Origin of the sequence: Odoribacter laneus YIT 12061 (assembly GCF_000243215.1) — a bacterium.
Lineage (GTDB): Bacteria > Bacteroidota > Bacteroidia > Bacteroidales > Marinifilaceae > Culturomica > Culturomica lanea.
In genome coordinates this window covers 2,234,823-2,249,054 of the sequence record NZ_JH594596.1, presented here as the reverse complement: position 1 = coordinate 2,249,054, position 14,232 = coordinate 2,234,823, and the positions used below count along the sequence as shown (strand labels likewise).

At 40.9% G+C, this 14,232-nt stretch carries 14 protein-coding genes and 1 riboswitch; of the genes, 6 read left to right on the top strand and 8 right to left on the bottom strand.

Annotation, left to right across the window (positions count from 1 at the left end; translation table 11 throughout):
- Positions 1-49: 49 nt before the first annotated feature.
- From HMPREF9449_RS09420 to ribH, 6 genes are all read left to right on the top strand, one after another.
- A complete protein-coding gene (locus HMPREF9449_RS09420) occupies positions 50-988 on the top strand; it encodes a DUF362 domain-containing protein (RefSeq protein WP_009137028.1) in 939 nt (312 codons plus the stop codon).
- A gap of 50 nt (positions 989-1,038) precedes the next feature.
- Positions 1,039-2,559 (top strand): 4Fe-4S binding protein, encoded by a 1,521-nt coding sequence (locus HMPREF9449_RS09415; RefSeq protein WP_009137027.1) that lies wholly within the window; start codon positions 1,039-1,041, stop codon positions 2,557-2,559.
- Positions 2,560-2,639: 80 nt separating this feature from the next.
- Positions 2,640-2,762: riboswitch (FMN riboswitch) on the top strand.
- An 88-nt stretch (positions 2,763-2,850) separates the two neighbouring features.
- On the top strand, positions 2,851-3,963 hold the full coding sequence (gene ribD, locus HMPREF9449_RS09410) for a bifunctional diaminohydroxyphosphoribosylaminopyrimidine deaminase/5-amino-6-(5-phosphoribosylamino)uracil reductase RibD (RefSeq protein ID WP_009137025.1): 1,113 nt from the start codon (positions 2,851-2,853) through the stop codon (positions 3,961-3,963).
- A 10-nt stretch (positions 3,964-3,973) separates the two neighbouring features.
- Positions 3,974-4,609, top strand: coding sequence for a riboflavin synthase (locus tag HMPREF9449_RS09405; protein ID WP_009137024.1), 636 nt, complete (start codon positions 3,974-3,976; stop codon positions 4,607-4,609).
- Positions 4,610-4,663: 54 nt separating this feature from the next.
- On the top strand, positions 4,664-5,917 hold the full coding sequence (locus HMPREF9449_RS09400; RefSeq protein WP_009137023.1) for a bifunctional 3,4-dihydroxy-2-butanone-4-phosphate synthase/GTP cyclohydrolase II: 1,254 nt from the start codon (positions 4,664-4,666) through the stop codon (positions 5,915-5,917).
- A gap of 21 nt (positions 5,918-5,938) precedes the next feature.
- On the top strand, positions 5,939-6,400 hold the full coding sequence (gene ribH, locus HMPREF9449_RS09395) for a 6,7-dimethyl-8-ribityllumazine synthase (protein ID WP_009137022.1): 462 nt from the start codon (positions 5,939-5,941) through the stop codon (positions 6,398-6,400).
- 67 nt (positions 6,401-6,467) lie between these two features.
- Here ribH and tpx read toward each other — a convergent pair whose 3' ends face one another.
- The 8 genes from tpx to yidC all read right to left on the bottom strand — a co-directional run bounded on the left by tpx (position 6,468) and on the right by yidC (position 14,188).
- Positions 6,468-6,977: a thiol peroxidase gene (gene tpx / locus HMPREF9449_RS09390; protein ID WP_009137021.1), complete on the bottom strand. Its 510-nt coding sequence runs from the start codon at positions 6,975-6,977 to the stop codon at positions 6,468-6,470.
- Between the two features lie 39 nt (positions 6,978-7,016).
- Positions 7,017-9,164 (bottom strand): TonB-dependent receptor, encoded by a 2,148-nt coding sequence (locus HMPREF9449_RS09385; RefSeq protein ID WP_009137020.1) that lies wholly within the window; start codon positions 9,162-9,164, stop codon positions 7,017-7,019.
- A gap of 2 nt (positions 9,165-9,166) precedes the next feature.
- A complete protein-coding gene (locus HMPREF9449_RS09380; RefSeq protein WP_009137019.1) occupies positions 9,167-9,898 on the bottom strand; it encodes a tetratricopeptide repeat protein in 732 nt (243 codons plus the stop codon).
- A 74-nt stretch (positions 9,899-9,972) separates the two neighbouring features.
- Positions 9,973-10,116 (bottom strand): 2TM domain-containing protein, encoded by a 144-nt coding sequence (locus HMPREF9449_RS17020; protein ID WP_367400935.1) that lies wholly within the window; start codon positions 10,114-10,116, stop codon positions 9,973-9,975.
- Complete coding sequence (locus HMPREF9449_RS09375; protein WP_009137018.1) at positions 10,079-11,005, bottom strand: alpha/beta hydrolase; 927 nt, start codon at positions 11,003-11,005, stop codon at positions 10,079-10,081. Before HMPREF9449_RS09375 ends, HMPREF9449_RS17020 begins: the two co-directional genes overlap by 38 nt.
- A gap of 42 nt (positions 11,006-11,047) precedes the next feature.
- Positions 11,048-11,338 carry a winged helix-turn-helix domain-containing protein gene (locus tag HMPREF9449_RS09370; RefSeq protein ID WP_009137017.1) on the bottom strand — a complete coding sequence of 97 codons (291 nt, stop codon included), beginning with the start codon at positions 11,336-11,338 and terminating at the stop codon, positions 11,048-11,050.
- Positions 11,331-11,939, bottom strand: coding sequence for a hypothetical protein (locus HMPREF9449_RS09365; protein WP_009137016.1), 609 nt, complete (start codon positions 11,937-11,939; stop codon positions 11,331-11,333). Before HMPREF9449_RS09365 ends, HMPREF9449_RS09370 begins: the two co-directional genes overlap by 8 nt.
- A 416-nt stretch (positions 11,940-12,355) precedes the next feature.
- Positions 12,356-14,188, bottom strand: a complete 1,833-nt coding sequence (yidC, locus tag HMPREF9449_RS09360) for a membrane protein insertase YidC (RefSeq protein WP_009137015.1) — start codon at positions 14,186-14,188, stop codon at positions 12,356-12,358.
- Positions 14,189-14,232: the final 44 nt, after the last annotated feature.

Here is a 14,232-nt window from a genome sequence, read left to right as displayed (position 1 = left end):
TTACGTTTAAATAAAGGTCTGGAATTTATAAAATGCTAATAATCTAACAATGGAACGTCGGGAATTTTTAAAAGCTATAGCGCTTGCCGGTGTGGCAGCAACCATAAAAATCAGTAATCCTTTAAGTGTGTTGGCTCAGAGCGGACAAAATTTGACAACCGGTTTGCCTTATGATTTGGTAGCCGTTATGGGAGGGGAACCAGTGGAAATGTTTCGAAGGGCTATGACAGAGATGGGGGGAATGGAAAAATTTGTAAAAGCAGGGCAGAAAGTGGTTGTAAAACCGAATATCGGGTGGGATAAGACGCCGGAATTGGCAGGCAACACAAATCCGGATTTGGTCGCTGAAATTATTCGGCAGTGTTTTGCTGCCGGAGCCAAAGAAGTGGTCGTATTCGATCATACTTGCGACGATTGGCGGAAATGTTATAAAAATAGTGGGATTGAAGAGGCCGCGGAGGCTGCTGGGGCTAAGGTAGTACCCGCTCATGAAGAGAGCTATTACCGGGAGATTGAGTTGCCCAGAGCTAAAAATTTGAAAAAGGCAAAAGTCCATAATGCCCTCTTGGATAGTGATGTGTGGATAAATGTACCGATATTAAAGAATCATGGCGGAGCGAAAATGACCATTTCGATGAAAAATCATATGGGGATTGTTTGGGACCGCGGTTTTTTTCATAAAAACGATTTGCAACAATGTATTGCAGATATTTGTACTTTGGAGAAGCCGGCTGTATTAAATATTGTGGATGCTTACCGGGTGATGAAAACGAATGGTCCCCGGGGCAAATCGGCTGCCGATGTGGTAAATCCTAAAGGTTTGTTTATTTCTACGGACATTGTCGCTGTAGATACGGCAGCTACCAAATTTTTTAATCAGATAGAAAGTATGCCGCTTGAGGTGGTCGGGCATTTGGCCAAAGGAGAAGAACTGAGTATAGGCACGATGGATATCGATAAATTAAAGGTGAAGAGAATCAGAATTTAAAGAATGAGAAAACAGGAAATCAGGTTTCCGGTTTCTGAACGCTAATAGATATGTGGAGAACGTTACGTATTCTGGTGTCGGTGGTATTTTTTGCCCTGATTACTTTTTATTTTCTGGATTTTGCGGGCATAAGCGGTGTGAGATCTTTTCTTCCCCGGGTTCAGTTTATACCTGCTTTGATGGCGGTAAGCGGGGGGATATTGGTTTTCTGGATCGTTTTGACTTTTCTTTTGGGACGGGTGTATTGTTCTTCTGTCTGTCCTTTGGGTATTTTTCAGGATGGAATTATCTGGGTTTCCAAACGATGGAATAAAAAGAAAAAATACGGTTATAGACCAGCCCGGAACGTGGTGCGTTGGCTTGTTGTGGGCGGGATTGGAATCGCTTTTTTGTTTGGATTTACTTTTGTCTTGAGTTTGTTCGATCCTTACAGTGCTTATGGGCGAATGGCGACTGATATCTTCAGGCCTTTGTATTTAGTAGGAAATAATGGTTTAGCCTGGTTATTTACAAAGTTCGGTAATTATACTTTTTATTATGTTCATGTGACGATCCTCAGTACATTTGCTTTTTTAATTGCATTGCTGACACTGGGAGGGGTGGGAATACTGGCTTGGCGTTCCGGAAGGACTTATTGTAATACGATATGTCCGGTAGGTACTGTCCTCGGTTTTCTGTCGAAGTATTCCCTGTTTAAGCTGCGCATTGATACGGCTAAATGTAACGGCTGCGGATTGTGTGCTTTGAAATGTAAGAGTTCCTGTATTGATAGTAAAAAGCATCGAATTGATTATAGCCGTTGTGTGGATTGTTTTGATTGTATTGGGAATTGCCGTCAGCGGGCGATTGCTTTTTCTCCTTTAAAGAAGGGAAAGCCTGTGGAAAATGTCGTAAAAGTGACCGATGAATCCAAGCGCCGTTTTTTGGTTACGGCCTTTGCCACTGCTTTGGTTGTGCCGAAAGCAATGGCTCAGGAAAAAGTTGGTGCATTTGTCCGGCATAAAGCTTATAAGCGGGAGTATCCTATAAGTCCTCCGGGAGCAGTGAGTACGGAGCATCTTTTGAAACACTGTACGGCTTGCCATCTTTGTATTGCCAAATGTCCTTCTCATGTTTTGAAGCCTGCCTTTATGGAATACGGTTTGGGAGGGATGATGCAACCGAAGATGTATTTTGACGATGGTTTTTGTAATTTTGACTGTACGGTTTGCTCGGAGGTATGTCCGAACGGTGCGATTTTACCTTTGACTAAAGAGAAAAAGCATGTGACACAAGTAGGGCGGGTCGTTTTTCTGGTGGAGAATTGCATTGTCAATACCGATGAAACCAGTTGTGGGGCTTGTTCTGAACATTGTCCGACTCAGGCTGTAACGATGGTTCCCTATAAGAACGGGTTGACAATTCCTCAGGTGAATCCGGAGATTTGTGTGGGATGTGGTGGATGTGAATACGTATGTCCCGTCCGGCCTTTCAGGGCTATTCACATTGAAGGAAATCCTGTTCAGGTAGAAGCCCGTCGCTTTAAGGAAACAGAAAAAAAGGAGGTACAGATTGATGATTTCGGTTTTTAGTCTGGAGACTAAGAAAGAAAATAAACTGGATATAAGTTTTGTAATTCCTGTTGAAATCATTATTTTTGTGGAGAATATAAATATTTCTTCGGGGCAGGGTGTAACTCCCTACCGGCGGTGATAGTCCGCGACTCTTCTTTTCAGAAGACTGAACCGGTGGAAATCCGGTACCGACGGTATAGTCCGGATGATAGAAGGAATAAAGATAAAGGTAGATCTATCTTTATATAGATTGATATAATATTGCCCCGAACTGATAAGTTCGGGTTTTTTGTTTTGAGGGATTTGGTTATGGAAAAACAAAATTTTTCTGCAGAAGATTGCCGTTTTATGCGACGGGCAATGGAATTGGCGGACCGGGGAAAAGGGTTTGTCAATCCCAATCCCTTAGTGGGGGCTGTCGTTGTAAAAGAAGGACGGATTATCGGGGAAGGCTGGCATGAATTTTATGGAGGCTTACATGCTGAACGGAATGCTTTTAAGAATTGTACGGAAGATACCCGGGGCGCTGCCTTGTATGTGACGTTAGAGCCTTGTTGTCATTATGGGAAAACCCCTCCTTGTACGGATATTGTAATTGAAAAGGGAATTGCTCGGGTGGTAGTAGGGCTTACAGATCCTAATCCTTTGGTCGCTGGCAAAGGGATTGAAAAATTGAGGAATGCTGGAATAGAAGTCGTTGTCGGTATAGAACAAGAACTGCTGAGGGAGCAAAATCGGATATTTTTAAAATACATAACGACAAAACAACCTTGGGTTGCTTTAAAGACCGCTATGACTTTGGATGGTAAAATAGCGACGGCGGAAGGGGATTCGAAATGGGTTACCGCAGAGGCTGCCCGGCTGCGGGTACATCAAATGCGGTCTGAGTATAGGGGAATTCTGGTGGGAGCCGGGACAGTGAGGGCGGATGATCCTCTTTTGAATTGTCGTTTGGAAGATAAACACCGCCAGCCGGTGCGTATTGTTGTCTGTACAAAAGCCGATATCGCTCTCGATTCGCAGCTCGTCCGTACAGCCCGGGAATATCCGCTTATTGTTGCTTATACGGCGGCTGAAGAAGAAGTCTTGGAAGAGCTGCGGAAAGCCGGTGTGCGAACTTTGCTTTGTGCCAGAAAGGAAGGAAAGGTCGCATTGAAGGATATGTTGAATAAATTGGGAGGGCTGGGGATAGATTCCGTTTTATTGGAAGGAGGAGGGGAATTGAATTATACTTTTTTACAGGAGAATTTAGTGGATGAAGTTTTTGCTTTTATTGCCCCGAAACTGATTGGAGGCAGGGAAGCTAAGACTCCCGTAGAAGGGAAGGGTTTCGGACGGATGTCGGATGCTGTGGTTTTGCAGGATCTGCAGGCGGAAAAAATCGGAATGGATTTTCTGATCCGTGGAAAAGTAAAAAAATAATAAGGAAAATATGTTTACAGGAATAATAGAAGAAATCGGAAAAATAAAGAGTATGCTTCGGGGCGGGAAAAGTGTAGTGATAGAAGTAGAAGCGGAAAAAGTGCTGAAAGATACGAAAATCGGAGATAGTATTGCGACAAACGGCGTTTGCCTTACCGTAACTTTTTTAGGAGATTCTTTTTTCCGGGCTGATGTTATGCCGGAGACCATGAGGCGCAGTAATCTGGGATTGTTACGGCCGGGGGATCCGGTAAATCTGGAACGTGCTCTTTGTTTAAACAGTCGTTTGGGAGGACATTTGGTGGCCGGACATATCGATGGGACCGGCCGGATCGTGGACGTGCAACGGGAGGATAATGCCTTGTGGTTTACGGTTAGTACAGGGGCTGATCTTTTAAGATATATCGTTCAGAAAGGTTCTATTGCTATAGATGGAGTGAGCCTTACAATTGCTTATGTAGATGAGGCTGTTTTCCGGGTGTCTGTGATCCCTCATACCCAGGAAGAGACGACTCTGCTCCGCAAACGTACCGGAGATATCGTAAATTTAGAAAATGATATGATTGTCCGCTATGTGGAAAAATTGATGGGAAAAGAGAATACAAAAGGTTTGAGTTTGTCATTTTTAGAAGCAAATGGATTTTGAAAAGGAAATACATACATGAGATTATTTAACGAGCTTATATTTAACTAAAACGTTATGGAAGAAATTAAGTTTAATACGATAGAAGAAGCCGTGGCTGACTTAAAAGCTGGTAGGATGATTGTGGTGGTCGACGATCCTGACCGGGAAAATGAGGGGGATTTAATATGTGCGGCAGAACATGCTACTTTAGAAAATGTAAATTTTATGGCGTCCTATGCGAAGGGATTGATTTGTATGCCGATGAGTAAAGCTTTGACGGAAAAATTGAATTTGCAGCAGATGGTAGCCAATAACACGGATAACCATGCTACGGCTTTTACGGTATCGATCGATCATATTTCTACTTCCACGGGAATTTCTGCTTTAGAGCGTTCTGTAACAGCTATGAAATGTGTGGAGGAAGGGGCAAAGCCTGCGGATTTCCGTCGTCCCGGCCATATGTTTCCGTTGGAAGCAAAAGCTGGAGGAGTTCTGGAGCGAATGGGACATACAGAAGCAACGGTCGATCTGATGAAAATTGCCCGATTGAAAGAATGTGGTTTGTGTTGCGAAATTATGCGGGAGGACGGTACGATGATGCGGACAACCGAATTAGTAGCTTTTGCTAAAAAGCATAAGTTGAAAATTATTTCTGTAGCTGACCTGATAGCTTATCGCCGGAAAACTGAAATACTGATCGAAAGGGTTACTGAAGCTGAAATGCCGACGAAATATGGTATATTCAAAGCTTATGGTTATGTTAATAAAATCAGTGGGGAACATCATGTTGCATTAGTAAAGGGGAATATTGCTGACGGAGAACCGGTATTGTGCCGGGTACATTCGGAATGCCTGACGGGAGACGCCTTCGGTTCTTTGCGCTGCGATTGCGGGGAACAATTGGCAGAGGCTTTACGCCGGATAGAAAAGGCTGGACGCGGGGTATTGTTGTATATGCGGCAGGAAGGCCGGGGCATCGGTCTGATCAATAAATTGAAGGCTTATCACTTGCAGGATGGAGGCATGGATACTGTGGAAGCTAATTTGGCACTTGGATTCAAAGCCGATTTGCGGGAGTATGGTACGGGCGCGGAAATATTGGCCGATCTGGGGGTAAAAAAGATGATTCTGATGACAAACAATCCGTTAAAAATAAAAGGCCTGGACGGTTACGGGTTGGAAATCGTGGGACGGGAACCGATAGAGATGACCTGTAACGAGAAGAATGAATTTTATATGTATACCAAATACAAAAAAATGGGGCATATTTTGCATGTGCGGAACGATTGGAAAAAAGAAGAAGTATTGGAGAATAAAGAAAATAAATAATAATTAATACTATCGAATACCATGAAAATTTTAGAAGGAAAATTATTGGCGGAAGGGCAACGTATAGGGATTGTTGCCGGACGTTTTAACGAGTTTATTACGGCTAAATTATTGGGAGGAGCAGTAGATGCTTTTGTCCGCCACGGAGGAGATGAAAACAACCTGGAAGTAGCTTGGGTGCCGGGAGCGTTTGAGATTCCGCTGGTGGCGAAAAAGATGGCCGAGAGTAAAAAATACGATGCTGTTGTCTGTTTGGGGGCTGTTATCCGCGGGGCAACCCCTCATTTTGATATGGTGGCTACGGAGGCTACGAAAGGAGTGGCACAAGCAGGTATACAAACCGGAGTACCAGTCATTTTTGGTATATTGACGACGGATTCCATCGAACAAGCCGTAGAGAGGGCTGGGACGAAAGCCGGAAATAAGGGATTTGATGCGGTTAGCAGTGCTATTGAGATGGTTAACTTGCTCCGGCAAATCTGATTCGACTGTTAAAAATGTCCGGATTTTCGATAAATTTCATCGAAAATCCGGTTATTTTTTGTCGATGCTACGAAAGTTGCCTGAGAGCTTCCATTGCTTTTTCATAGTCCGGTTCTGCTGTGATTTCCGGGACATATTCTACATATTTTACCTTTTGATCTTTGCCGATAATGACGATTCCCCGGGTGAGCAGCCGCAACTCTTCGATGAGGAAGCCATATTTTAAACCGAATTCCAGATCTTTATAGTCGGATAACGTAATCACCCGGTCGATGCCTTCGGCTGCACAGTAACGATTCAGTGCAAAAGGGAGGTCGCAGGAGATGGCTAAAATGACGACATCTTTATTGAAATCGGTGGCCATTTTATTGAAATGATGCATTTGTGCAGAACATACAGGAGTATCGATAGAGGGGAAGGCCGATATGACCACTGTTTTATCTGCAAATTCTTCCAGACTGACAGGCTCCAATTTTTTTCCTAGTCCATAAAATACGGGAGCTTTTTCGCCCACTTGGATCGCTTTCCCTACTAATGTAAGGGCGTTTCCGTGCATAGTAATTTTTCTTTCTTCCATAAGTTTTTCTTTTTTTTACGTAAAAAGGCAATTTAATGTTTAAAAATTATATTGCAAACCAAAATACAACATTCTTTTGGCATAATAAGTATATTGGGAAATATGGGAATAGTCGGATGCGTAAAATATATCGTTTTGATTTTTCCGGTTTAAAATATTATTGAGTGTGGCGAATAAAACCATATAATTTTTTTTGAAAGCTAAGATTTTGTTATATGTGATGCCAAAAGTGGAATAAGCGGAATACCGTTGGGAATGATAGGTTCCGTAAAGGGGGATATAAACAGAATTCTCCGCATCTGGGAGGCCGGAATAAACGGGGGTATAATAAAGACCTGGTCTGGCAATTCCGGAGAGGGAAAGCGAACCCCATTGCCTAGATTGATAGGTTGCTGAAAATTTTAGAAGATAATTCATTCGATTGGAGGCATTGTATTGTTGTCCGTTTTGATATTGACGGGCATACAGAAAAGTATAGCTGACAGAAAGGTGAAATTTACTCCAGTTGTGGCTGAATGCGGCTTCCAGTCCAATCAGTTTATTCTTTAAAGGAATACTTGTCCCTATCTCTGTCAAATAATCTGTATATTTTTCTTCTTTTATATAACAGGCAAGTTGCAGGTCCGTTTCCTTTTTCCGGAATTGATACTCCAAGGAATATTGGCGGGAAGAAATCGGCGTATACGCTTGTAAAAAATATCCGGGTACGGAATATCCATTATATTGTCCAATACCCAGGAGAATCGAATGATTTTCTGCCGGCGTATAACGGATATTGCTTTGATAGGAACAGTAACTTTTTTGTCCGGACACCGGAATATTTTTACGGATTCCTATTCCTATTTTTAACCGGGCAAAAGGTTGCCAACGGGAGTAAAGGAAACATTCGAGATTAGAATTTGAAATAGTCAAATCCATCGGATAGATCGGATCCTGAGGACGAACGGCATAAAAATAATAGGGGCTTTTCCCCCCGTAATTTCTGCGGGCATGTTCGAGGGATATTCCACCTTGTAAATAAAAGGCTGTATTCAGAAAATATTTAAGATCCCATCCGCTATATAAAATATATTCCTTTTGTCTGGAGGAGATATTACCGAAATAATAGGTTTCTCTCGACCAGTCGAAGCCTGAATTCCACGAAATTAGCATTTGGTTTTTCCGGTACTTCAGATTTAAGATATAAAAATTCCGTTGTTTGTCCGCTTGCACTTTTCCTTTATAATTATAGAGATAATTATATCCTTCGTAATTTTCGTCTATTGCATAAGAATAAAGATTAAAAGTCCAATGATTCCGGTTTTCAAAATGAAGATTTATTCCTAAGTCTTCAGAGCGAAAACTCTTCAGGTATTTATTCGGATTAATTCCAAGGAGAGGAACTGAAAATTGGTAATTCCCATAACTTTGCATAAAGTTTCTTTTTCCTAAAGGTTGAGCATATAACAAGCCGATATTTGCCAGAGAGGCAGAAAGTTGTGTTTGACGTAAAGGTTGTCGGTTTAAGGTACGGATTTCTGCCAGTCCGGCTAGAGCATTGCCGTAGATAAGAGGAGGATTACCGGCATAAATATTTTGAGTTCCCAGCAATTCCGTATTGAAAATACTAAAGTGTCCGGGCATGTCAATTTGAGAATTTCGGACGGGTTTGTAAACAGGTACGTCGTTAAAGACGACTCTACTCAGGCCTGCTGCACTTCCTCGTAATTCCGGTTCAGCACCTTCGGTTGTATTGGTGGAAGAAGGCAAAAATGTAATCATTTTCAAGGCATCTCCGGAAGAAAGGGGGGTGTTGTAAATATCCAAGCGGGTAATTTCTTTAACCGAGAATTCCTGGGAGAGAGAAGGATTCGCTTTGACGACGATTTCTGTCAGCTCCAGATTGTTTTCCCGAAGTATAATCTGTAACGGTTTTCCCGAAGAAATTTTGTCTATAGGTAAACAGATTGCCTGATATCCGATAAAAGATACTACTAATGTATCCGGATACGTGGTATCTGAATAAAATAAGGTGAAGTTTCCCTGTTCATCTGAAATTGTCCCTTGTTTGGGATCGTTCTTCAAGTAAATATTTACTGCAAATAGAGGATTACGTTTCACATCCAGTACTTTCCCTTGCCAGTATTTTTGTGCTTTAAGGGGATAAATTCCAAAGAGGATAAACAGGGAAAAGAAAAAAAATCTCATATTTATTGGAATTTTTCTTCATATTGAACAATTAAATAACTTTCGGGATAAGATGCTTTTAAGGCTTCGTAATATTTACGGGCTTCTGCCGTTTTCTCTTTATTTAAATAAAACCGGATCAGCAGGTCGTAGGCTTCTTCTTTTCCCCAGGAAGGAAACCAGGGATTGGTTACAGGTTGAGGAGAGAGTTCAATTGCTTTTTTCAAATAACTTTCCGCTTTTTGTCCTCCTCCGTAGGTGGCAGGTAAATAGAAATCATGGCTGCCTACTATATACCAGGCTCTTAAATTTGTCGAATCGAGTTGCAATGCTTTTTGTCCGTTTGCAGCGACTTCACTGGAAATTTTTCCGGCTTCCATCCCCGTTTTATACTGTAGGGAAAAGCTTTGAATATAGGCCAAAAGAGCGTAATCTTCCGATGTTTTGTTTTTTGTATTTTCAAGTAAAGTTATGGCTTGCTGAATACAGTTTTTGGCTAAATCGACTTTTTGTGTTTTTAAATCATATATTGCTTCGTAAAATTTTGTATACGCCATCCAATAAGAGGCTAGCGGTGTATGTTGCTTCTCCAGTTCGGTGTAAAGAGAGGCCAGTGGTTCTGCGGATTGTGCTGTAAAACAAGCGTATAATCCTTTTTCGATTCGTTCTTGTATGGGAAGAATCGGGGGCGTGGAGACTGCTAAAAGAATACTACTCAGGCAGCTAATGAGAAGGGATAATGTTAATTTTTTCATGGCATTTGGATTTAGTAATAATGAAATAAATAGAGATTTTAAAATCGAAGACGGTCTTTATAAAAATCCGTTTTTCAGATTTGTTCTTCTTCTTTGTTTAAGGGTAAAAAGACGTTGACGGACTGAAAGAGGAGACTTATTCCCCAACCGGCTGCCGGCCAGACTACCCACCAATATCCGTTATAACAGATATAATTGATAAACAGGAGAAACAGCATCATGACAACATAAGTGAACAGCTGCCGGTAAAATAACCTTACTTGTAATTTGTGTGATAAATTTGGAGTGGTTTTCATCGTTTTCTTTTTTAAGTTGAATAAGATTTTGAATGGCTTTGATAATTGTATCTGGTTCTATTTTTATGGCTTCTAGATGTTTTCCCCGGCTTTGCAGAAAATATTTAGGTTCCGGAGCTTTTTGGAATACTTCCTGTGCCTGACGATAAGGAACCGTTTCGTCATCCGGGCTGTGAATAATGAGTTTTGGAAGGCGATTGATGGCAGTGATGTCCGTTTTGGCAGAATAAGGGAAGATCAGAAAAGGCCGCGCCATTTCCCGTTGTTCTTCCGGTATACTTTGTAATGCAATATCAGCAAAGGAACTCATGCCGCCTTCTAGGACCAGAGCGTCGATTTTGTCCTGATTGTCTTTTGCTAATTTTGTTGCGAGTTGTGTTCCGATAGAAGCTCCGTAAAGGATGAAGGTAGTATTTTCTACATCCGGACGTTTTAAGAGAGAATCCAGTATAAGTTGACCGTCAGCGGCAATATTGAGATGAGTAGGATGTCCGGAGGATTTCCCATATCCCCGGAAATCGGCGATAAATACCTGAAAGCCGGCTTTCACGAAAGTGTTGATAAGGCCGGAATGATAGGAAATATTCCCAGAATTACCGTGAATATAGAATAAAGTGGCTTTGGGCTTTCCCTGCGGTTTGCATAAGAGAGAATGTAGCGTATCCGTTTGTGGATGGAAATAAATTTCTTCATATACCGGCAAATGACAGGGTATCCAATCTTTTTGTGGATGATAAAATTGATTGTCGTATTGGGCTGATGCGTTTGCATAAAAGCACAGCATTCCTAAAATGATGAAAAATTTTTTCATAATTAATTGATTCGTAATATGTTATATTTTAAGGCTTGCTTTTTATCCGATGTTCCCGATATAACTTTTCAGAGCTTCTATATAATTTTCAAAGGCTTGCCTGCCGATTGGGGTAAGACGGCAAAGTGTCTGAGGCATTTTACCTTTGAAAGTTTTGGTAATTTCGATATATCCGGCTTTACTGAGTTTGTCGATTTGAACGCTGAGATTGCCTGAGGTAGCTTTTGTCTGTTCTTTAATAAAGACAAAGTCAGCTTCTTCTACCGAAATCAGAATCGACATGACGGCTAGCCGTAATTCCGAATGCAGCAAAGGATCCAATTCTTTAAACATATGCTCTTGATTTTAAACGTTTCTTCTTTTCAGCATATTGCAAGATATGCCCCGGAATGATCATACAGAGTAAAAAGATAAGGGCAAAGATTAATATACTCTTAAGGCCGAAAATAATGAGCAAGGAAAAACTCAGGAGAATACCTGCGGACCCTCCGATGGTAAGGGCCTTGAATTTTATGACCAGACCGGTGATTATCGTTGCTGTGTTGATCATTAAAGCGACTACAAATAAGATAGGTAACATGCTGAAAACAGAGAAAAAAGCCGCACAAGCAGACAGCCACACAATAATGCCAGCGACCATCCATACGTATCCGACAACCCGGTCGATATAGGTGGTTACTTTTTGGGGATGCGAACGTTTATCAATATATTTCCAGATTATTCCGACGACAGGAATGATAAACCACAAAAGATGATAATAAGGATTGTGTGTGTATCCCACAAGGAAATAAATGACAATAGAGGTGAGAAAGGTCGTGTACCCATTCACCAGCATAGATTTTCCACCTCTGGTTTCCAGATTTTCATGTGTGTTGCGGATCATTCGGGCGATAAGCTCCAAACTTTCTTTTTCATTTAATTTTTTGTTTTCCATAATTATTTAAGATTAGAATTTTTTCTATTAAATCCCGCTGGAGAATCGGTGTTTTTCCCAATCGGACGTGCTTTTCTATGTTGTAAATTTCGTATTTGTAATTATTTTATGATGCAAATATAAACTAGTTTATATTATAAACCAAATTATTTTATAAATTTTATAAGATTTTTTTCAGCTTCGAAGTTTAGTCTATCAGCAGGACGTTAATTACGAAAGCCGGTTAAGGAAGAGCGGGATTTTTATTTGAGGAATTCCTTCGTTTCGGCTGTTAGGTCTTATGGTCGTAAAAATATTCAAGGGAATACAAAATCGACTTAACTCATTACAAGTTAAGTCGATTAATCTTGATTACCTGAAAAAACACTACTCTTTAAAAGCGAAATTTTACTTTTGGAGACAGTTTTCTTTCGGATTTATCTTCTTTTTTGTTCTTGCATTTTTTGCATTTGTTCCAGTCGTTCCTGAAATTTTGATTTTTTTACCGGTTTTGTTTTTGCTAATTCGATTTGCTTGAGCAATTTTTCATCGTTTACATAACGACGGATCAGCCAAGTTTGCAGAATTGTGATCAGTGTAGCGACGAAATAATAATAACTCAATCCCGAAGAATAGCTGTTAAAAATGAATAGGAACATAATAGGCATGATATACATCATTGTCTGCATGCCTTTCATCTGTTCGTTCTGGGGTTGATTTTTATTGTTCATGACCATATAGATGATATTGACTGCTGTCATGAGTAAGCAGAACAGACTGACGTGGTCCCCGTAGAAAGGTATAGAGAAGGGGAGAGTAGCAATCGAATCGTAAGAAGCTAGGTCTGTAGCCCAAAGGAAACTCTTTTGCCGGAGTTCAATCGCTCCCGGGAAGAACCAGAAAAGCGCAATCAATATCGGCATTTGTAACAACATGGGCAGGCATCCCCCCATCGGATTTACTCCCGCTCGTTTGTAAAGCGCCATGGTTGCCTTCTGCCGTTCAAGAGCTTTTTCTTTGGGGTATTTTTTATTGATTTCGTCGATCTGAGGCTTTAATACCCTCATCTTAGCCTGTGACAGATAAGATTTGTAGGTAAGGGGAAACAGCACCAGTTTGATAATTAACGTCAGCAGCAGGATGATCAGTCCATAGTTACCGGTGACATGGTTTTCCAAAAAGTTGAACAGGGGAATAACGACATAACGGTTAAACCAAGCCACCCATTTCCAACCCAGATTGACCAGTTTCGGTAATTCAATATCCGCCCCGTATTCTTTCAGAATGGGATAAGAATTCGGTCCGAAAAAGAATTGCATGTTATATGTTTCATTGTTATTCCCGGAATAAGCTAAAGGAATTTCTGCATAGACTTTTTTCAGGTATCCCGGTTCGTTGCTGATATCTGAAGAAAGGGCAACATCCGTAAAAGCGTCCTGAGCGATCAATATGGAAGAAAAAAACTGTTGTTTGAAAGCGACCCATTTGATTTTAGTAGATAACGTTTCTTTTTCGTTGGAGGTTGTAGACATGTTTTCTACATCGTCGCTTAAAAAATCATAGTAAACTCCTGTATAACGGTTTTCGAAATCCTTGCTCTTTTCCAGTTGCGGCATATCGACTCCCCAGAATAAGGTCAGGAAAGAAGAATTGGAAGCGATGACATCGTTCATATTGTGTGTGCGGATACTGAAATCTGCCATATAACTGTCCGGTGCCAGTTTGTATATAAATTCGATGTATTTGTTTTCCCCTGAAAAGAGTTTCAGAGACAATGTTTTTTCACTTTCTGTTGCATTGAGAACAGTTTCTGTCGTATTCGGAACAAAAAGAAATTCCTCTGTGTTGATCTGTTTGTTTTGGGCATAAAAGTTCAGGCCGAAAGTGCTTTTATCCGCTTTCCATAAGATCAGAGGCAGGGAATCGTGTGTAAAATATTCTTTTAAGTCGACATTGACGATACGTCCTCCTTGGGTACTGAGTTGTAGACGAATTTTATTGTTTTCCAGTGTAATAATTTCTTCCTTCAGGCTGTCTTGCACAAACACTGTCGGAGACAGGGGTTTCAACGAATCCGTTTCTTGGCTTAATTCAAAATCTTTTTTTTCCTGTTGGGCAGCTAATGCCATTCTTTCTGCTTCGACCCGGGCAATGGAATCCCGTTGTTCCTGTATCCTTTTTAATTGTTCTTCATTTGGCCGGGTAAGATAGGAGAACCCGATCAGAATGACAAAAATAAGTACTAAACCGACGATTGTATTTCTATCCATATATTGACTTACTATTTTTGATTTACGATTTTATTTTTAGCTTT

Bases quoted from the DNA above. Each gene is read 5' to 3' on its own strand.
- HMPREF9449_RS09385 (WP_009137020.1), bottom strand. From the start codon at position 9,164: ATGAGATTTTTTTTCTTTTCCCTGTTTATCCTCTTTGGAATTTATCCC.
- HMPREF9449_RS17020 (WP_367400935.1), bottom strand. From the start codon at position 10,116: ATGCTGTTTCTCCTGTTTATCAATTATATCTGTTATAACGGATATTGG.
- HMPREF9449_RS09400 (WP_009137023.1), top strand. From the start codon at position 4,664: ATGGAAGAAATTAAGTTTAATACGATAGAAGAAGCCGTGGCTGACTTA.
- ribD (WP_009137025.1), top strand. From the start codon at position 2,851: ATGGAAAAACAAAATTTTTCTGCAGAAGATTGCCGTTTTATGCGACGG.
- tpx (WP_009137021.1), bottom strand. From the start codon at position 6,977: ATGGAAGAAAGAAAAATTACTATGCACGGAAACGCCCTTACATTAGTA.
- HMPREF9449_RS09380 (WP_009137019.1), bottom strand. From the start codon at position 9,898: ATGAAAAAATTAACATTATCCCTTCTCATTAGCTGCCTGAGTAGTATT.
- HMPREF9449_RS09415 (WP_009137027.1), top strand. From the start codon at position 1,039: ATGTGGAGAACGTTACGTATTCTGGTGTCGGTGGTATTTTTTGCCCTG.
- HMPREF9449_RS09365 (WP_009137016.1), bottom strand. From the start codon at position 11,939: ATGGAAAACAAAAAATTAAATGAAAAAGAAAGTTTGGAGCTTATCGCC.
- HMPREF9449_RS09375 (WP_009137018.1), bottom strand. From the start codon at position 11,005: ATGAAAAAATTTTTCATCATTTTAGGAATGCTGTGCTTTTATGCAAAC.
- HMPREF9449_RS09405 (WP_009137024.1), top strand. From the start codon at position 3,974: ATGTTTACAGGAATAATAGAAGAAATCGGAAAAATAAAGAGTATGCTT.
- yidC (WP_009137015.1), bottom strand. From the start codon at position 14,188: ATGGATAGAAATACAATCGTCGGTTTAGTACTTATTTTTGTCATTCTG.
- ribH (WP_009137022.1), top strand. From the start codon at position 5,939: ATGAAAATTTTAGAAGGAAAATTATTGGCGGAAGGGCAACGTATAGGG.
- HMPREF9449_RS09420 (WP_009137028.1), top strand. From the start codon at position 50: ATGGAACGTCGGGAATTTTTAAAAGCTATAGCGCTTGCCGGTGTGGCA.
- HMPREF9449_RS09370 (WP_009137017.1), bottom strand. From the start codon at position 11,338: ATGTTTAAAGAATTGGATCCTTTGCTGCATTCGGAATTACGGCTAGCC.